This is a genomic window from Psychroserpens sp. S379A, assembly GCF_049800755.1.
GTDB lineage: Bacteria > Bacteroidota > Bacteroidia > Flavobacteriales > Flavobacteriaceae > Psychroserpens.
In genome coordinates this window covers 331,802-351,790 of the sequence record NZ_JBNAFQ010000001.1, presented here as the reverse complement: position 1 = coordinate 351,790, position 19,989 = coordinate 331,802, and the positions used below count along the sequence as shown (strand labels likewise).

Genomic DNA, 19,989 nt, shown 5'->3' with positions numbered 1-19,989 from the left:
GAAATGAAAAAAATTACACTATATATACTTTTTTTGGTCTTTACTTCTAGTTATGGACAAGAATTAAATTTGCCTGTATGGACACAGTATTTAGCAGACAATAGTTTTGTGATTTCTCCAACTTATGCAGGAATTGGAGATAATTTAAAAATAAGAGCTAATGGATTAACCCAGTGGGTTGGTATTAAAAATGCACCTGATAATCAATCAGTATATGCCGATTTTAGAATTGCTAGTCGATCTGGTGTTGGAATTTCAGCTTATAATGATAGAAATGGAAACACACGTCAAAAAGGAGTTAAATTTTCTTATGCACATCATTTAATATTAGATTACACGTCTAAACAGTTTTTATCGTTTGGATTGTCATATAATATCAATAGTTTTAGAATAGCCATTGAAGATTTTGACAATGGAGACGACACTCCAATAGTAGATCCTAGTGTTACTGGAGACAGAGCCATTTCAAATAACAACTTTGATGTAGGTTTTTTATATCGCTACAAAGACTTTTATTTCAGCTTTAATGCGAATAACTTTTTAAATAAAGATTTAGACGATTTTATTGGTCGTGAACCAAGTCAGCTTTTAAATTACCAACTGTATTCTGGTTATATATTTTCACCTAAAAGAAATAATACAGTAGAATTTGAACCTTCAGTCTTTGTGCAAATGTTTGATAGTGACAACCGTTCTAGTACTGATATCAATTTAAAATACAGAAAGTTTAATAGAGATGGTGACTACTATTGGGTTGGTGGTTCATATCGTTTTCTAAACGACCAATTTTTCAAGCCTTTAAATGTTGGTCCAATGGCTGGAATTATGTACAATGGCTTGTATTTTGCTTATGCTTATCAAATTACAATGAATGATTTGTCTACATTTAATACTGGTACTCATGTAGTGACCATTGGTATCAATTTACTGCAAGGTATTAGTGCATGTGCTTGTACTCGAGGAACAAGTTATAGAAAGCATAGATACAACGGAACGAATAGGAATTAAATTGCTATTTATTAGATAGCATATAATTGTATAAAAAAAATCAGTTACCATTTTTAGTAACTGATTTTTTTTGATAACGTTAAACTAACAGATTAATTTTTATAACCACGTCCAGGAGTATAAGGTGCTCCAGAATTGATTAGCTTTTGCTCAAGTTGTTTAATATCTACATTATAGATTGTTTCAACTCGTTTCTTAATAGCAGAAATTTGTCTTTTAGCTATAGCAAAACTACTCTTGTGTGTTTCTGTTGGTGCAGAGGTTGAATACTTTTGCTCATAGCTTATAGTTCCTATTCGGTTAGCTGGAGTTTGTGGCTGACTTATGTCTAACCTTCTCTTAACGGAGTCTCCATATAAATCAATATTTATTGCATCAAGTTTGTCTTCAATTGACATTACTAAAGCAGTCAATACTTCATAAGGTTGCTCTGAACGCTTAATTGCCGATTTTATATAACGTAACTTATTATTTGTTTCATTCATTATGGTTTGAGTTGCTGCATAATCAGCTTCTAATTGCGCAACTTCTTTTTGGAATACTACTTTAGCAGCTCTGTCTTCTGCAGGCATAACGGTATTTTTAAGCGCTTTAACTTCAAACGATTTTGGACCAACTAAAGCAGTCATACTTCCATTTTCAAATAAATCCATTTGAACAGTATAGGTTCCTGGTTCAACAAGCGTACCTTCATCAATTGCTGCCCAAGGATTATAGAATGAAGACTTGCTTAAGTCAATTGGGTTTGGAAGCGTGTATCTCAAATCCCAGTGAAAACGTTGCACACCTTGTTTTGGAGATTTAAACTCTTTCTTTACAACAGTTCCTGCACTATTTTTTATAGTAAATACCAATTGAGGCTTTGCTTCATCGTATTCTGCTTTTAATTCATTATAACTAGGATAAGGCGTGTCTTTTTCATCTTTAATCAATGCCTTTTCTTTTTTAGTTCTTTGGTCTTTTAAAGATTTATAATCTTCATTATAATAATAAGTAATCATCGCTTCAGGACCTAAATTCTCAGACGTATAAAAATTATCACCTTGAAATGCCTTCCCAGGTAATCCTAAAGGTGAACTTCGCTCCCAACTTAAGGCTTCACGAATTGGATATAATATGGCTTTTTCTGAAGGCTTGCTATTTTCAATTGAACGCAAAGCCGAATAGTCATCAAGTACATAGAAACCTCTTCCGAAGGTTCCTAAAACCAAATCACTTTCACGTTCTTGAATAGCGATATCTCTTACTGCAATTGTTGGTAATCCAGCAGACAATTCCTTCCAACGTTGTCCTTGATTTGGAGAGAAAAATGCTCCATATTCTGTTCCGCAGAAAATTAAGTTTTTATCAACATGATCTTCTTCAATAGAGTACACACTTCCTTTTGGTAAGTTTCCACTAATGTTTGTCCAAGTAGCTCCTTTATCTGAAGACTTAAAAATATACGGTTTAAAATCACCATATTTATGATGGTTAAAAGCCACATACACAACATTGGCATCATGCTTAGATAAGTACACAGAATTGACATACGATTGTTTAGGAGCTCCAGGAATATTTGAAATTTTTCTCCAAGAAGTTCCACCATTTTCAGTAATATGAATTAATCCATCATCAGTTCCTACAGCGATTAAATTTGCATCAATTGGAGATTCTGATAAAGCGACAACAGCGCCAAAAAGTGATGTAGAACCATTTTTCATAACAGCATCTACACTTACAACACGATCATATACTTTTAGAGTATTTCTATTGATTTGTTGTGATAAATCTTCACTAATTACGTTCCAACTATTTCCATAATCGTCAGATCGAAACACTTTATTTCCAGCAAAATATAAGCGTCCAGACTTATGACGACTCACAGCTAAAGGCGAATCCCAATTAAAACGATATGCATCTTCTCCATCTCGTTCAGCAGGTTGAATACCTACAATTTCACCACTTAATTTATCAAATCGTACTAGATATCCATTTTGCGATTGCGCATAAACAATGTTTGGATTTTCAGGATCAATTTGCGATTCAAATCCGTCGCCTCCATTAGTGATGAACCAATCAAAATTTGTAATGCCATGATTGGTTAACACTCGTGATGGTCCACCAATACTGAAGTTATCTTGTGTTCCTCCATAAACATTATAGAATGGATAATCGTTATCTACAGCGACTTTATAAAATTGAGTCACAGGAATATTTTCTTTAAAATCCCAAGTTTTGGCAGCATCAAATGTTTCGTACATTCCACCATCACAACCAACTAACCAGTGTTGGTTATTGTTTGGGTCAATCCACATACAATGGTTATCGACATGCTTAAATACTTCGCCTACCATTTCAAAATTTCGTCCACCATCATGGCTTACAGACATCCATGTGTCCATAGAATAAACAGTATCTGGATCTACAGGATCTGCAATAATCTCTTGATAATAATTTCCACTAGTTACATGAGAGCTACGTTTTTCCCAACTTGCTCCTCTATTGGTAGAAGCGAAAAAACCACTTTTACCATCAGCAGCTTCCACAATGGCATAAATAATTTCTGGGTTTGCAGGAGAAATTGATAATCCAATTCTACCTAATTCTACTGAAGGTAAACCAACTTGACTTTTGGTCCACGTTTGTCCACCATCAACACTTTTATGTAATCCAGAACCTGGTCCACCACCAACATACGTATACACGTGACGTCTACGCTGTAAAGTTGATGCATAAAGCACATCTGGATTTCTAGGATCCATTACAACATCATTAACTCCAGTATGTTCGTCAACTGTTAAAACAGCTTCCCAAGTTTTTCCTCCATCAGTTGTTTTATATAAACCACGATCACCTCCTTTACTCCACAAAGGACCTATAGCTGCCACAAAAACGATATTAGAATCGTCTGGATGCACAATAATTTTACCAACATGCTCAGACATTTTTAAACCCATGTGCTTCCAAGTAGCACCACCATCGATAGATTTATATACACCATCACCATAAGATACCGAACGTTGGTTATTATTTTCACCTGTACCAACCCAAATCACATTGGAATTATTTGGATCTATGGTAATACAACCAATAGAATACGAACCTTCATTATCAAAAATAGGTTCAAAAGTGACTCCGGAATTTACAGTTTTCCATACACCACCAGCAGAAGCTGCAACGTAATACTCAAATGGATTATTAGGATTTACAGCTACATCTGAAATACGTCCTGAGGTTAATGATGGACCAATACTTCGCCATTTTAGTCCGTTGATTTTTATGTCATCTAAAGGCTGTTTGTCTTCTTTTTTTGATTTTTGCGCAATTGAAAAATGCAAGCAAAACAACGTACAAATAAAGAAAATGAGGGTTGATTTTTTCATGTTTAAATTAGTTTTTAATATAGCAGTTAAAGGTAAGAAAGTAATTTGTTTTAAAAGAAAAAAAGGTAACGTCTAAATGAGGTTACCTTTTATACTTTAACATTATGCAGATTACATTTTTACCTCTTCAGGTTTTTCGTAATTGAATAAATAATCAATATCCATTTCTTGAACTTCTCCTAATTTACTAAGAGATTTAAAATCAATATCTTTTTTATTTCCGATAACCATAACATTGTAGTTTTCTCCACTAATATTAGTGTTGAAGAAATTACGTAAATCATCCATAGTCATATTTTTAATGGTGTTATACATTTCTTCTCTATTATCGTTTTCTATACCACGCTTTTTTAAACTCTCATAGGTCCAGAAAATATTTGATTTTGTAATACGTTGCGCAGCCAATTTTTTAAGTGTAGCTTCTTTGGCAGCATTAAACTGTTCTTCAGCTTCAGGCATGTTTGTCATTAAATTCATCATCGCTTCAACTGCTTCAGGCATTTTATTAGCTTGTGTTCCAATATAAGCCATTACATAGTTAGAGTCGTCTTTTTTAGACGCATTTGAATAACTAGACCAAGCCGAATACGCTAAAGACTTAGATTCTCTAATTTCTTGAAATACGATAGATGATAATCCGCTTCCAAAATACGTGTTAAACAATGTAGAAGCAGCCATATTTTCAGCTTTAAAAGGTTCGCCTTTAGCTAAGAATAACATTTCAGATTGTACCATATCGTAATCTACAAAGTATACATTTCCGCCAGTTTCTTTTTCAACATAAACCATTGGCTCTGAATAGTCTTTAAGCTCTGAAGGTACAACATGATTGGTGTTTAATGCGGTTAATGCAGCATCTACATCTTTTCCGTAATAAAAGATTCGTTGCTTATAATTCTTTAAATCTTTAACAATATCAACTAGTGATTGTGGATTAATATCTTTTAACTCATTAGCTTGTAAAATGTTTCTTAAACGAGAATTCTCTCCATATTTGCCATAGTTCATTAAACCTCCATAAAGGATATTTCCTTTTTGTGATTTTCCATCTTGTCGTCCTTTAAGGATTTGATCAACATAGCTATTATATGCATCTTCATCTGGAATTGCATTAGCCCATAAATGTTCTAACAATTCAAGACCTTTAGGTAAGTTTTCTTTTAAACCGTTAAGACCAACATACGACTTATCGGCTGTTGAGTTTACATAATAGCTAATTCCAAGTTTGTAAAATTCTTTTTTAATCTCTTCGGCTGAATATTTATCAGTTCCAAGATATTCCATATAACCAACAGCAAGAGATAGTTTTTTATCATTATCACTTCCCATATCAAAAATGATATTCATATCGAATAAATCGTTTAATTCATTTTCAATATAAGACACCTTAATTCCATTATCCATTGACGTTTCTTTGATTGCTTTTTTGTAATCGACAAACTTAGGTTGTAATGGTTTAGATTCTATTTTGTTAAAATCTTGCATGTATTTAGAACTCTTATCTCTATTTACATTAACAGGAGTAATTCCTGGATTTGCAACTTTTACAATAGAGTTATCTTCACCTTGACGCTTATAGGTTACTACATAATTATCTTTATAGAATCGATTCGCAAAATCCATCACTTCTTGTTTAGTCACCTTTTTAAGATCGTCTAAAAACTTCACTTTTCTAGACCAATCTTCGTGATGAATAAAGGCATTATAATACATTGATGCCAAAGCTGTACTGTTTTCATACTGTTGAGTTTGGCTTAATTTTAAATCGTTTACTACAGCATCAATCATCCAATCTTCAAACTCACCCTTTTTAAGTTTTTCAATTTGAGCTAATAATAAATCTTTTACTTCATCAAGTGTTTGACCTTCTTTAGGAGCACCACTAAATGAGTGATAACCATAATCGTTTAAAAATGTTGGAGAACAACCAGCATATTGAACAGCTTGTTTTTGATTTAAGTTTAAATCAATTAAACCAGCATTTCCGTTAGCTAAAATCATATCAGCAACCGTCATTAGCTTTTCTTCTTCGGTATTAACACCTTTAGATCTAAATGCTATTGAAACACTTTCAGCCGTTGGGCCAAATACCTCTTTAATTACAGGAGATGTGATTGGTTCTTCTTTAGGAAGTGTTGGATGAACCACTTCTTTTTTCTCTAATTTTCCGAAGCTTTCATTTACTTTTTTAATGGTTGCATCAAAATCAAAATCACCTACTAAGACCATAGCCATATTGTTAGGTACATAATATTTATCGAAATAATTATTAATATCAACTAAAGAAGGATTTTTTAAGTGTTCTGCAATACCAATAGTAGATTGCTGTCCGTAAGGATGGTTAGGGAATAAACCTTCAAGCATTGCAGCATAACGCTTTCTTCCATCATTATCTTGACCTCTATTAAATTCTTCAAAAACAGCTTCAAGTTCTGTGTGGAATAAACGTAGAACTAACTCTGAAAAACGCTCACTTTCTAAGCTTAACCATTTATCAAGTTCGTTAGCAGGTATTTTGTTTTTATAAACTGTTTCTTCAAACCAAGTATGTGCATTGGTTCCAGTAGCTCCAAGAGAGCTTGTCATTTTATCGTACTCATTAGCAACACTGTAATTTGAAGCTTCTAAAGATACTTCATCAATCTTTTTATAGATTTCTAGTTTTTTTGCAGGATCAGATTCTGCTCTGTGTTGCTCATACAAGTCTGAAATTTGATCTAGGTATACCTTTTCTTTTTCCCAATCTAAAGTCCCAATTTTACTTGTGCCTTTAAAAACCATATGCTCTAGATAGTGAGCTAAACCTGTTGACTCTTTTGGATCGTAATTAGAACCAGCTCTTACAGCGATATAGGTTTGAATTTTAGGTTCATCGTTATTTTGACTTAAATAGACTTTTAGTCCGTTGTCTAAAGTATATAGACGTAAGCCAGTTGGATCGTTAGCTACAGTTTCGTAAGAAAAACCATTAGCATCTTTATGAGTTTCGACAGTATATGCCAACTCTTTGTTGCTGTTTTCGGTTTTACAACTGAAAGCAAATGTTACAAATGCAACTAAGGCAAATAATTTAATGTACTTCATGTGATTGTAATAGTGTTTTGTTAGTTTAAAAAAAATTCCGCTAGCTAAAATAAAGCTAACGGAATGATAACGTATTGTTTTTATATATATTTTAACAGTAGCTTAACTAATCACTTCTGCTACTTTTTTTCCAATTTCGGCTGGAGAATCAACAACGTGAATTCCACACTCTCTCATAATAGCCTTTTTAGCTTGAGCAGTATCATCACTACCTCCAACAATTGCACCAGCATGTCCCATAGTACGTCCAGCAGGAGCAGTTTCACCAGCAATAAATCCTACAACTGGTTTTTTGCTGCCACTTTCTTGATACCATTTAGCAGCATCAGCTTCTAACTGACCACCAATTTCACCAATCATAACGACGCATTCAGTTTCAGAATCATTGATTAATAATTCAACAGCTTCTTTAGTTGTAGTTCCGATAATAGGATCTCCTCCAATACCAATGGCAGTTGTAATTCCTAAACCTTGTTTTACAACTTGATCGGCAGCTTCGTAAGTTAAGGTACCAGATTTAGATACGATTCCTACTTTTCCTTTTTTGAAAACAAATCCAGGCATAATACCAACTTTAGCTTCTTCAGGTGTGATGACACCAGGACAATTTGGACCAACTAATCGGCAATCTTTTCCTTTGATGTAATCTGCTGCTTTAATCATATCGGCAACTGGAATACCTTCGGTAATAGTAATAATGACTTTAATACCAGCTTCAGCAGCTTCCATAATAGCATCTGCAGCAAATGCAGGTGGAACAAAAATTATAGTAGTGTCTGCTCCAACTTGATCTACAGCTTCTTGTACTGTGTTAAAAACAGGCTTGTCAAGATGAGTTTGACCTCCTTTTCCTGGAGTTACACCTCCAACAACATTGGTACCATAATCTATCATTTGCCCAGCGTGAAAAGTTCCTTCACTACCAGTAAAACCTTGAACTATAATTTTTGAATCTTTATTAACTAAAACGCTCATTTGTGTTTGTTTTTATTTTTTGAATTTGATATTTTTAATTCGCATTGCAAAAATAAGTTTTTGCAACTGATTTATAAATCTTTTTAAACTTTTATTTCAGTATAAGAATTTAAACTTTCTGCACTTGTATCTGCTAACTGACTTATTTCAAAACCTTTATATAGTTTACCATCTTTAACTTCCCAAATTGAAATGAAATGTGCTAGTGCATCTTCTTTTTCAGGACGTTCAATAGTAGTAGCATAAACTGTATATCTAGCCGTTACTGTGTTGTCTTCTTCTAAAAGATGGCTTACTCTATACTTAAATGAATGATATGATTTTTGAATTCCGTGAAGCATCTCTTCCATTCCTTGAAAATCGATGGCTTTGTACCCTTTGCTACTATTCCACTTCAACTCACAATTTTCATGGAAAAAATCCATAAGATTTACATCTTTAGCAATGTCTGATTCATAAAATCGCTTAACTACTTGCTTTGCTTTCATTTTAGTTTTTTTAATTCGTCTAATATTCTAGGAATTTCTTTTATAGAAGCCAAACGTTTTAATTCTGCTCTAAATTCTTGGATTGGCGTTCCCCAATATGCTTTACCACCTTCGATAGATTTAGTCACTCCAGCTTGTGCTTGAACCACAGCTCCTTTTCCTATAGTGATTCCGCTAGCAGTACCAACTTGTCCCCAAATAGTGACATTATCTTCGATAACCACACAACCAGCAATTCCTGTTTGAGAAGCAATTAAGCACCTCTTCCCAATTACAGTATCGTGTCCTACTTGTATTTGATTATCTAACTTTGAGCCTTCACCAATGGTTGTATCTCCAGTAACACCTTTATCGATCGTACAACAAGCTCCAATGTCTACATGATTACCAATAACTACGCGTCCACCAGATAATAATTGATCGTAACCTTCTGGACGCTTTTTATAGTAAAATCCGTTAGCACCTAAAACAGCACCAGAATGAATTGTAACATGATTTCCAATAATAGTATCATCATAAATACTTACATTAGAATGAATGATACAATTATCTCCAATAACAACATTATTACCAACAAATGCATTGGGTTGTATTACTGTATTTTTACCAATTTTTGCTGATGGAGAAATAGCAGTATTTGAATTTTGAAACGGTTTAAAATGAAGCGTAAGTTTATTGAAATCTCTGAAGGGATCGTCACTAATTAACAATGCTTTTCCTTTAGGACACTCTACTTCTTTATTAATTAAAACAATAGTTGCTTTAGATTCTAGAGCTTTGTCGTAATACTTAGGATGATCAACAAAAACGATGTCTCCAGATTCAACCACATGAATTTCATTCATACCAAGAACAGGGAAATCATCAGCTCCTACATATTTGGTAGAAATAATTGTAGCAATGTCTTTAAGCGTATACGGTTTAGGAAACTTCATTATTCCTTTATACGTTCTTTGTACGTTCCTTTTTCTGTCTCGACTTTAATTTTATCACCTTCATTTATAAACAAAGGCACATTAACTGTAGCTCCTGTTTCAACAGTAGCTGGTTTGGTAGCGTTGGTAGCTGTATTTCCTTTTACTCCAGGTTCTGTATGTGTTACTTCTAAAATGACACTTGCAGGCATGTCGACCGAAAGAGGCATATTATCTTCAGAATTAATCTGAATTGTTACAATCTCTCCTTCTTTCATTAAATCTGGTCGGTCTAAAGCACCTTCAGTAAGTTGAATTTGAGAGTAATCGGCTTCGTTCATAAAATGATAATACTCACCATCGTTATATAAATATTGAAATTTATGAGTTTCAACACGAACATCATCAATCTTATGTCCAGCAGAAAATGTATTATCAATAACTTTTCCAGTTGTTACACTTTTAAGTTTTGTTCTTACAAAAGCAGGACCTTTACCAGGTTTAACATGTAAAAACTCTATAATTTTATAAATATCATGATTGTATCTAATGCACAATCCGTTTCGTATATCTGAAGTACTTGCCATAATTTTTTATTTTTCAAACAATTGATTTCAAGATGTTTGAATTTATTTATTTTAACTATTAATTTAATTTGATTTAAAATAGCCTTTCATGATTCCACGATGTGAGTTCTTGATAAACTGAAGAATTTCATCACGTTCAGTAGTGGCTTCCATTTCAGCTTCAATTAAATCTGAAGCCTGAGTATTATTATAATTCTTTTGATAGAGGATTCTATAAATATCTTGAATTTCTCTAATTTTTTCAGTAGAAAATCCGCGTCTACGCAATCCTACAGAATTAATTCCAACATACGATAAAGGTTCACGAGCAGCTTTAACATAAGGCGGAACATCTTTTCTCACCAATGAACCTCCAGTAACAAAAGCATGGTTTCCGATAGAGCAAAACTGATGTACAGCAGTCATACCAGCTAAAACCACATAATCGCCAACAGTTATATGACCTGCTAAGGTACTATTATTTGAAAAAATACAGTTGTTACCCACAATACAGTCGTGAGCCACATGGCAATATGCCATAATCAAACAATTATCACCAATAACGGTTTTCATTCGGTCTGTAGTACCTCTGTTGATGGTAACACATTCTCTAATGGTGACATTATCACCAATAATTGTTAATGTATCTTCATCATTATATTTTAAATCTTGTGGTACTGCAGAAATAACCGAACCAGGAAATATGTTACAATTTTTACCTATACGAGCACCTTCCATGATAGTCACATTACTTCCAATCCATGTGCCTTCACCAATGGTAACGTTACTGTATATAGTAGTAAAAGGTTCGATAACTACATTCTTGGCAATTTTTGCCCCAGGATGTACATATGCTAAAGGTTGATTCATTTGATTGTTTTATTTTACTTTAGAAATTTGCGCCATTAACTCTGCCTCTGCACAAAGTTTACCGTTAGCATAAGCATAACCTTGCATGTGACAAATACCTCTTCTTATAGGAGCTATTAAATCGCATTTAAAAATGAGTGTGTCGCCAGGTACAACTTTTTGTTTGAATTTTACTTTATCAATTTTCATGAAAAAAGTAAGGTAATTTTCAGGGTCTGGAACTGTACTAAGCACCAAAATACCTCCAGTTTGAGCCATTGCTTCAACTATAAGAACACCAGGCATTACTGGAGCTCCAGGAAAATGACCTTTAAAAAACTCTTCGTTCATCGTCACATTTTTCATTCCTATCACACTAGAGTCGGTAAGTTCAAATACTTTATCTATTAATAAGAATGGCTGTCTGTGAGGTAACATATCCATGATTTGATTGACATCCATCAATGGTTGCTGATTCAAATCTATTTGAGGAACATTGTTACGACGTTCATTTTTTATAATCTTAGATATTTTTTTTGCGAATTGCGTATTGACAAAATGACCAGGTTTGTTAGCAATAACTTTTCCTTTAATTCTTGTTCTTACAAGTGCTAAGTCACCAATTACATCTAATAATTTATGTCGAGCTGCTTCATTAGGATGATGCAAAGTAAGGTTGTCTAAAATTCCATTAGACTTTACAGCTATTGTATCTTTTTTAAATGCTACTTTTAGTTTTTCCATGGTGTTAGGAGATAACTCCTTATCAACATACACTATAGCATTATTAAGATCACCACCTTTTATCAATCCATTTTCGAGTAAAGTTTCAAGTTCATGTAAAAAACTAAATGTTCTTGAATCTGAAATATTCTTTTTAAAATCTGTTATATGATTAAGTGTTGCATTTTGAGTTCCTAGAACTTTAGTTCCAAAATCTACCATTGCAGTTATTTGGTATTCTTTGGCAGGCATTACGATAATTTCGCTTCCAGATTCCTCATCAGCATAAGATATGACGTCTGAAACAACATATTCTTCTCTAAAATCATTTTGCTCAGTAATTCCAGCTTTTTCAAGAGCTTCAACAAAGAATTTTGAAGAACCATCCATAATTGGAGGCTCAGAAGCATTCAATTCGATAATAGCATTATCAATATCTAAACCGACAAGAGCTGCTAAAACATGCTCTGATGTTTGAATTGTTACACCATTTTTTTCTAAGCATGTACCACGTTGCGTATTGGTTACATAGTTTGCATCTGCTTCAATGACAGGTGAGCCTTCAAGATCTACTCGTTTAAAAGAAAAGCCATTATTAACTGGAGCAGGACAAAATGTTAGTGTAACTTCTTTTCCTGTATGCAACCCAACGCCTTTTAGAGACACTTCTTTTTCTATTGTTCGTTGTTTAACGTCTGTTTTAATTATTGCCATTTACTTTCTTTTCAATATCATTTATTGTTTTAACAATCTTAGGTAAATTTTTAAAATACACATAGGATTTGTTCCAATCTCCATAATTAAATGATGGTGAACCTTGTAGAACTTCATTATCCTTCACATGGCGTCCAATACCAGATTGCGCTTGAATTTTGACATTATTTCCAATAGTAATATGTCCTGCAATACCTACTTGGCCACCTATTTGGCAGTTTTCTCCAATTTTTGAAGAACCTGCAACACCTGTTTGAGCTGCGATAACTGTATTTTTACCAATCTCTACGTTATGAGCTATTTGAATTTGATTATCGAGCTTTACTCCTCTTCTTATAATTGTAGAGCCCAAGGTTGCTCTATCAATTGTAGTTGCTGCACCTATATCTACATAATCTTCAATAATCACATTTCCTATTTGAGGAACTTTGCTGTACTCTCCTTTTTCATCTGGTGCAAATCCAAAACCATCAGCTCCAATAATAGCTCCAGAATTAATTACACAATGATTACCAATGTTAGATTCTGAATAGATTTTTGCTCCAGAAAACACGATTGTATTATTTCCTATTGAAACATTGTCTCCAATATAAGTATTTGGAAATATTTTAACATTATTTCCTATTTGTACGTTATCTCCTAAATAGGTAAAAGCACCAATATATACATCTTCTCCCAATGTGACAGATTCAGACATAAATATAGGTTGTTCTATACCTTGTTTATTAAGTTTTACTTGATTATAATATTCTAAAAGCTTAGAAAACGATTTATAGGCATCATCAACTTTAATTAAAGTTGTATTGATATCATGCTCTGGTTTAAAAGTTTTATTTACAATGGTAATCGAAGCTTTAGTCGTGTAAATATAAGATGTATACTTAGGATTAGCCAAAAAGGTTAATGACCCTTTTGTACCTTCTTCGATTTTTGAAAGCTTAGAAACTTCAATATCAGGATTACCTTCAATGTCACCTTCTAAGATTCCAGCTATTTGTTGTGCTGTAAACTTCATTCACGCAAAAATAGAAAAAATGTAGCACATATTAATAGTAGATTTTTGAGTTGTTAATATTTTAGAATCTGAAGATACAACGTTATCCACTTCTGCTGTATTGATATTGCTAACAAACTTTAATAATACTATGGTTTTGGATAGCAAATATAAAACTTAGTTACTGGCTTTGATAAGGCTTTAATACTAAATTGATCTGAAGCTTTCGTTATATCGACAACCTTTCCAGATTTTTGAAGAATCTTAATAGTTTGCATTTTAGTTTGATATGCTTGATTAGAAATGGTATCTATAAACACAAAATACTTTGCTTCTTCTTCAGTAATATTATATGTTTTCATTAATTCCTGAAGATGACTAGTTAAAACTTTTTGCTTAATTGGTTTGTTCTTTAATTTGATTTTTAAAAGATTACGATTAATAATCATTTCACACAAATTGCTGAGAACAAAATCATCATGATATTGCCAGGTTTTCATTGCCGAAATAATATCTATATCGTCCAATTTAGAAAAGGTTTCAAGCGTGTTGTTATCAAAATTAGTTGATGACACCTCATTATTTAAAAAATAATTTAATGCTTGACTTGAAGGCAATTCAACGCCATTATTAGTCAATTCTTTTGCACGTTTTAAAACACGAGTTAATAACTGTTCAGCAACTAAACCTGTTTTATGAAGATACACTTGCCAATACATAAAACGTCTAGCAACTAAGAATTTTTCAACACTATAAATTCCTTTTTCTTCAACAACAAGTCTGTCGTTTTCAACATTTAGCATTGTGATTAAGCGCTCGCTATTTACATTTCCTTCGGCAACTCCAGTATAAAAACTATCACGTTTTAAATAATCTGCTCGATCCATATCTAACTGACTCGAAATCAGCTCACATAAAAATGGTCGCTCATAATCACCTTTAAATATTTTAATTGCAAGCGTTAAACTTCCGTTAAATTCTTTATTCAGTTTTTCCATAAATAGCAACGAAATTTCTTCATGAGAAACACCATTTACGATGCTGTGTTCCATAGCGTGAGAAAAAGGTCCATGGCCAATATCATGTAATAAAATAGCTGTGTATAAAGCATGTTCTTCTTCTTTAGAAATTGTAACTCCTTTAAAACGAAGCACATTCACTGCTTTTTGCATTAAATGCATGCAGCCTATAGCATGATGAAATCGCGTGTGATTTGCTCCAGGATAAACCAAATACGATAAACCCATTTGAGTAATTCTTCTTAATCTTTGAAAGTATTTATGTTCTATTAAATCGAAAATTTCAGAACTCGGAATAGTAATAAATCCGTAAATTGGGTCGTTAAAGATTTTAAGTTTGTTGCTTGTCATCAAACATTAAAGTTTACATTAATATTAAACAAATATACATGAACACTATAAATATTCTTTGGGTTGACGATGAAATCGATCTATTAAAACCTCACATTCTTTTTCTAGAACAAAAACAATACAAGGTAACCACCTGTCAAAGTGGTACCGAAGCGCTTGAAACCATTGATGACGCCAACTTTGATATTGTGTTTTTAGATGAAAACATGCCTGGATTAACAGGATTAGAAACCCTTAATGAAATAAAAGAAAAGCGTGCCAATCTTCCTGTGGTTATGATAACTAAAAGTGAGGAGGAATATATTATGGAGGAAGCCATTGGTAATAAAATTGCAGATTACCTGATAAAGCCTGTTAATCCGAACCAAATTTTATTGAGTTTAAAAAAGAATTTAGATCATTCTAGATTGGTTTCTGAAAAGACCACATCAAACTATCAGCAAGAATTTAGAAAAATTGCAATGGATTTGTCTATGGTAAATTCCTTTGAAGAATGGAGTGAGCTCTATCAAAAACTAATTTATTGGGAATTGCGTCTGGAAGATATTGAAGATGTTGGTATGACCGAAATATTAGAATCTCAAAAAACCGAAGCTAATCATCAGTTTGGGAAATTCATTGAAAAAAACTACAAAGACTGGTTTGACCACAGAAACGATGCACCAACCTTATCACACACTTTATTTAAAGACAAAGTGGTTCCAGAGTTAAGTGATAATCAGCCAACACTACTTGTTGTTATTGATAATTTAAGATACGATCAATGGAAAGCATTTGAACCTATTGTAAATAATTATTATAAAAAATCGTCTGAAACTCCTTTTTATAGTATTCTACCAACGGCTACTCAATATGCTAGAAATGCAATTTTTTCAGGTTTAATGCCTAGTGATATGGAACGATTGCATCCAAACCTATGGAAAAATGATACAGATGAAGGCGGAAAAAACCTTCATGAAGATGAATTTTTACAAGGACAATTAAAGCGCTTAGGTTTACAAAATCTTAAAACGGAATATCATAAAATCACCAATCTAAAATCTGGGAAGCGATTAGTTGAAAATTTTAAAACTTTAAAAGACAACGACCTATCAGTAATAGTATATAATTTTGTAGATATGCTATCACATTCAAAAACCGAAATGGATGTTGTTAAAGAACTTGCATCAAATGATAAAGCCTATCGTTCTCTTACTGTGAGCTGGTTTAAAAATTCGCCTCTTTTAGAAATGATTCAACTAGCACAGCAACTCGGCTTTAAATTAATCTTAACCACAGATCATGGCACGATTAACGTCAAGAACCCTTCAAAAGTTATTGGAGATCGTGATACTAGCTTAAACTTGAGATACAAAACTGGTCGCAGTTTAACTTATGAAGACCGAGAAGTTTTGGTTGCTAAGGATCCTAAAAGTATTTATTTGCCAAGTATTACTATGAGTAGTTCATTTATTTTTGCTAAAAGTGACTACTTTTTAGCGTATCCTAACAACTACAATCACTATGTGAGTTATTACAGAAACACATATCAACATGGAGGTGTATCTTTAGAGGAAATGATTATACCATTTGTGGTCATGAATCCTAAGTAAAACATCTATGTAATGCAAAAAAATCCGTTGAAATACACTTTTTTCTAGGATTTTCCATTTATTATATGTATTATTGCCTAATAATTGAACTTAGTAGTAAGTACTTTAAGTTCTTTATTCTATTGAATAAATTGTGGAAATAGATTATAACATAAATGAGTTAGAACTAGTAGCTACAAGGCTTTTAGAGCAAATTAATTCTAGAACTATAGCCTTTCATGGCAATATGGGAGTTGGTAAAACGACACTTATAAAAGCGATGGTAAAAGCGTTAGGAAGTAATGATGATGTTACAAGTCCAACGTTTTCAATAGTAAATGAATATGAATCTTTAAATGGATCTATTTTTCACTTCGATATGTATCGTATAGAGGATGAAGCTGAAGCCTTAAATTTTGGTTTTGAAGACTATTTAAATTTAGACAATGCTTGGCTGTTTATTGAATGGCCAGAAAACATATCAAGCTTACTTCCTAGTGATATATGTAAAATAACAATAGGATTAAAAGATAAGACCTCAAGAACCCTCAAATTGAGCCAAAACGAATTATTAACCCAAAACCCTGCTTATGAGTACTGCAAACGCGTAAATAAATAAACCACCTTATACCGCATAAATACTGGCAATTACGGAAAAACCGTAACGATAAGACGATTAATGGAGTTGTTTTTAACACTCGTTTAACTGTTCAAAACTGCTATCTCGAAGTATATTTGGACTATTAATTAATTAATCCCTTATATTATGAAAACAAAAAAGTATGTATTAGCCATTGCGATTATTGGTGGAATTGCGTTCACAGCACAAGCAACTGATTTAATCAACCTAGATGGACAAATTAAAACAGAAATTGACAAAAGAAAACTTAAAGTCCGTACACACGGATAGTAAATTCAGCAATAGAAGTATTTTATTAGGGAGTATAATAGCTACATTTATAGCTGCTACTCCCTTTTTCTTTTATTTATACGAATATGTACCAGAATCTGAAACATGGAACACTTGGTTGTTTGACTATAAAAGTAGTTTTTACGGTGATGCTAGGATAGGAATTTGGTCTATATTAATGAAATTGATTCCTTTGTGTCTACTTTTTACTTGGTTTTTTACTTGTAGGCATTGGTGGTACCATGCTTTATTAGTACCAATTGCAATGTATTCTTATCAAATTTTTGGAGCCATAAATGAAGATATGGTTTTTTTTGATGAGTTTCAGCTCTTGTATTTAGTTCCTCTCATGGCGATAATAATTCCTTCTATCTATTTAATAAGAGCAAAAATGTTTAATAAGCTAAATGAAGTTGATAAAACCATGCAAGAGCTTGAAGAAGAATTTATGTACAAACCAAAATCTTTTTTAGGAAAAGTAAAGCAGTACTTCTAAGCATATACAACCCATAATAAAAACACAGCTGATAATTAGCTGTGCATTACTGACTAAATTCAGCTAGACACTTATAATAGTTATAAGCCAAAGATAAACTAACTATTAGTTATATATTAATCCTCATAACAACGTAAAACTAAACTACTTTTTTGTAATTCATTTTTAGAATTAACAATGTTAATATAGAAAATAATCTACTAAATACGATATATTAGATAAAAAAAATTACATTTGTATAAATTATAACTTATAATTTACTCTAATTTAATCCCTAATATAACATGAGTAAAGCAGTACATCGTATTATTCAGCTTATTTCAGAATTGAATATAAGTGCTCGTCAATTTGACATTTCCATTGGTACAGCCAATGGATATATTTTAAGAATGCAAAAAAACAATGCTTCTGTAGGAAGTGATGTTATTGAACGTATTGTCAAAAAATACCCGCAAGTAAATCTTGTCTGGCTTATTACAGGTAAAGGAGACATGTTTATTGATGAGCATGTAAAACCTAAGGTGAGGTCTAAGGACGAAATAGAAGACTATATCAATAAGCGTCTAAAATCGCAATGGTCTGAAGAAAAGAAAGCTTTGTTAAATGAAATATTAAAAGAAATTGAAGATTCAAAAAAATGATGTTTTAAATCATTAAACGATCTCTTATTCTTATTAAAGCAATCAAATATTCTTTTTTGTCCATTGTTAGCTTTTGTTTTTTCAATAATTTAAGTTCTTTATTAATCAGTTTATAATCTTTATAATCAAATTTAGATACTGCATATAGCTGTTGGTTTATTTCTTCATTAATTTTTTCTCTGTTAATGCTATTTATATTATTATAATTCATACGAATAGATATAAAAATTAAGATAAAAGTATACGGAACAAAAACAAGCATTATTTTCCAAAATAAAATACCAGAAACTAAGGACATAAATGAAAAAGGGACATTAACTCCATTGTTAGCAAAATCAACAATAGAGAGAATCTTATGAATTTCTAAAAATATTGGAAAAAGTAAAATATATTTCCACAAATGCTTACAAGTTACAAACCAAATAGATAAAATTCCTATAGTTAAGATTTTTACAAAAAGGAGCCAAAGATAATAATCTACATAATCATAATAACCTGGACTAATAGTTAAAAAACCAATATCAAAATAGGACGCATTTGTAGGTACAATAGTATATAAATAAAACGTAAATGGCAACAATATTATAATGATGAGTACTACTAAATCTCTTTTTAACTCTTTATTATTAACTAATGGATTTTTCATATCATTACTGCCTATTATAAAATTTATCTCTTATCAAAATCAATTGCTTTTTATAAGTGTCTTTGTTCTTATTCACCTTAGCTTTCTTATAGCTTTTTTCTAAAAAATCTAATTGAGTTTTATCCATATTTTGAAGTTCAAAAAATACGTTGTCAATTTCGGTATCAATCTTTGAACACAACTTTTTAGACCCACTATAGGTGTTGATTTTCTTTGACACGAATATCAAGACCAAAATAATCGGAATTGTTATTGGTAAGCTTGTTATATAGTCAATTTCATCAAAATATTCAGAATTGACATTTAAAGCTGTTATCAGCTTTAATAGTTCAATCGTAATAATTACAAGAATAGCTGATTTCCACCAATGTTGACAAGTTAAATACCAAGTCATTGAAAAGAAAATAATCAAAAATTTCATTTTTGAATAGTAAACAAAATGCTCTGTATCTGGAAAACCAAAAACATTGATTGTTTTTGAATCTATTGGAACTAATTTGTCTACAAAAAAATATAAAAGCGCAACAGAGACAATCAGAATAGAAATGATATAATCTTTTAATTTAAAATGTCTCATAGTTGTAAAATACAGAAAATTATCTACGTCTAATATATGAACTTTTATATAAATAATTCAAATAATTATTTGTAATTTGAGGCTTCAATTTTAGCTAA

18 protein-coding genes are annotated in these 19,989 nt (G+C 32.1%); 6 read left to right on the top strand and 12 right to left on the bottom strand.

Translation table 11 applies throughout. The features are described 5' to 3' along the window. Positions 1-3: 3 nt before the first annotated feature. The gene (locus ACP15M_RS01505) at positions 4-1,008 is read left to right on the top strand and encodes a PorP/SprF family type IX secretion system membrane protein (protein WP_425075398.1); all 1,005 of its coding nucleotides are present in this window, start codon (positions 4-6) and stop codon (positions 1,006-1,008) included. 92 nt (positions 1,009-1,100) lie between these two features. Here ACP15M_RS01505 and ACP15M_RS01500 read toward each other — a convergent pair whose 3' ends face one another. The 10 genes from ACP15M_RS01500 to ACP15M_RS01455 all read right to left on the bottom strand — a co-directional run bounded on the left by ACP15M_RS01500 (position 1,101) and on the right by ACP15M_RS01455 (position 15,053). Continuing rightward, positions 1,101-4,373 carry a WD40/YVTN/BNR-like repeat-containing protein gene (locus ACP15M_RS01500; RefSeq protein WP_425075397.1) on the bottom strand — a complete coding sequence of 1,091 codons (3,273 nt, stop codon included), beginning with the start codon at positions 4,371-4,373 and terminating at the stop codon, positions 1,101-1,103. 111 nt (positions 4,374-4,484) lie between these two features. Continuing rightward, positions 4,485-7,457 carry a M16 family metallopeptidase gene (locus ACP15M_RS01495; protein WP_425075396.1) on the bottom strand — a complete coding sequence of 991 codons (2,973 nt, stop codon included), beginning with the start codon at positions 7,455-7,457 and terminating at the stop codon, positions 4,485-4,487. Between the two features lie 102 nt (positions 7,458-7,559). Further along, positions 7,560-8,432 carry a succinate--CoA ligase subunit alpha gene (gene sucD / locus ACP15M_RS01490; RefSeq protein WP_425075395.1) on the bottom strand — a complete coding sequence of 291 codons (873 nt, stop codon included), beginning with the start codon at positions 8,430-8,432 and terminating at the stop codon, positions 7,560-7,562. 83 nt (positions 8,433-8,515) lie between these two features. Beyond that, positions 8,516-8,920 (bottom strand): nuclear transport factor 2 family protein, encoded by a 405-nt coding sequence (locus ACP15M_RS01485; RefSeq protein ID WP_425075394.1) that lies wholly within the window; start codon positions 8,918-8,920, stop codon positions 8,516-8,518. Beyond that, positions 8,917-9,855 (bottom strand): UDP-3-O-(3-hydroxymyristoyl)glucosamine N-acyltransferase, encoded by a 939-nt coding sequence (locus ACP15M_RS01480; RefSeq protein ID WP_425075393.1) that lies wholly within the window; start codon positions 9,853-9,855, stop codon positions 8,917-8,919. Before ACP15M_RS01480 ends, ACP15M_RS01485 begins: the two co-directional genes overlap by 4 nt. Continuing rightward, a complete protein-coding gene (gene efp, locus ACP15M_RS01475; RefSeq protein WP_425075392.1) occupies positions 9,855-10,421 on the bottom strand; it encodes an elongation factor P in 567 nt (188 codons plus the stop codon). The genes ACP15M_RS01480 and efp overlap by 1 nt, the downstream gene beginning before the upstream one ends. Before the next feature lie 63 nt (positions 10,422-10,484). After that, complete coding sequence (lpxA, locus tag ACP15M_RS01470) at positions 10,485-11,270, bottom strand: acyl-ACP--UDP-N-acetylglucosamine O-acyltransferase (protein WP_425075391.1); 786 nt, start codon at positions 11,268-11,270, stop codon at positions 10,485-10,487. 9 nt (positions 11,271-11,279) lie between these two features. Beyond that, complete coding sequence (locus ACP15M_RS01465) at positions 11,280-12,686, bottom strand: bifunctional UDP-3-O-[3-hydroxymyristoyl] N-acetylglucosamine deacetylase/3-hydroxyacyl-ACP dehydratase (RefSeq protein WP_425075390.1); 1,407 nt, start codon at positions 12,684-12,686, stop codon at positions 11,280-11,282. Continuing rightward, the gene (lpxD, locus tag ACP15M_RS01460) at positions 12,673-13,701 is read right to left on the bottom strand and encodes a UDP-3-O-(3-hydroxymyristoyl)glucosamine N-acyltransferase (RefSeq protein WP_425075389.1); all 1,029 of its coding nucleotides are present in this window, start codon (positions 13,699-13,701) and stop codon (positions 12,673-12,675) included. The genes ACP15M_RS01465 and lpxD overlap by 14 nt, the downstream gene beginning before the upstream one ends. 128 nt (positions 13,702-13,829) lie before the next feature. Beyond that, positions 13,830-15,053 carry an HD domain-containing protein gene (locus tag ACP15M_RS01455; protein WP_425075388.1) on the bottom strand — a complete coding sequence of 408 codons (1,224 nt, stop codon included), beginning with the start codon at positions 15,051-15,053 and terminating at the stop codon, positions 13,830-13,832. Positions 15,054-15,088: 35 nt separating this feature from the next. On the opposite strand from ACP15M_RS01455, the gene ACP15M_RS01450 reads away from it, so the two are divergent. From ACP15M_RS01450 to ACP15M_RS01430, 5 genes are all read left to right on the top strand, one after another. Continuing rightward, complete coding sequence (locus tag ACP15M_RS01450; RefSeq protein WP_425075387.1) at positions 15,089-16,642, top strand: response regulator; 1,554 nt, start codon at positions 15,089-15,091, stop codon at positions 16,640-16,642. 133 nt (positions 16,643-16,775) lie between these two features. Beyond that, the gene (tsaE, locus tag ACP15M_RS01445; RefSeq protein ID WP_425075386.1) at positions 16,776-17,240 is read left to right on the top strand and encodes a tRNA (adenosine(37)-N6)-threonylcarbamoyltransferase complex ATPase subunit type 1 TsaE; all 465 of its coding nucleotides are present in this window, start codon (positions 16,776-16,778) and stop codon (positions 17,238-17,240) included. 147 nt (positions 17,241-17,387) lie between these two features. Beyond that, on the top strand, positions 17,388-17,531 hold the full coding sequence (locus ACP15M_RS01440) for a hypothetical protein (protein ID WP_425075385.1): 144 nt from the start codon (positions 17,388-17,390) through the stop codon (positions 17,529-17,531). Beyond that, a complete protein-coding gene (locus ACP15M_RS01435; RefSeq protein ID WP_425075384.1) occupies positions 17,494-18,027 on the top strand; it encodes a hypothetical protein in 534 nt (177 codons plus the stop codon). Before ACP15M_RS01440 ends, ACP15M_RS01435 begins: the two co-directional genes overlap by 38 nt. A gap of 284 nt (positions 18,028-18,311) precedes the next feature. Then, complete coding sequence (locus ACP15M_RS01430) at positions 18,312-18,668, top strand: hypothetical protein (protein WP_425075383.1); 357 nt, start codon at positions 18,312-18,314, stop codon at positions 18,666-18,668. Positions 18,669-18,672: 4 nt separating this feature from the next. Here ACP15M_RS01430 and ACP15M_RS01425 read toward each other — a convergent pair whose 3' ends face one another. Next, the gene (locus ACP15M_RS01425) at positions 18,673-19,314 is read right to left on the bottom strand and encodes a hypothetical protein (protein ID WP_425075382.1); all 642 of its coding nucleotides are present in this window, start codon (positions 19,312-19,314) and stop codon (positions 18,673-18,675) included. A 4-nt stretch (positions 19,315-19,318) separates the two neighbouring features. After that, positions 19,319-19,891, bottom strand: a complete 573-nt coding sequence (locus ACP15M_RS01420) for a hypothetical protein (protein ID WP_425075381.1) — start codon at positions 19,889-19,891, stop codon at positions 19,319-19,321. Positions 19,892-19,989: the final 98 nt, after the last annotated feature.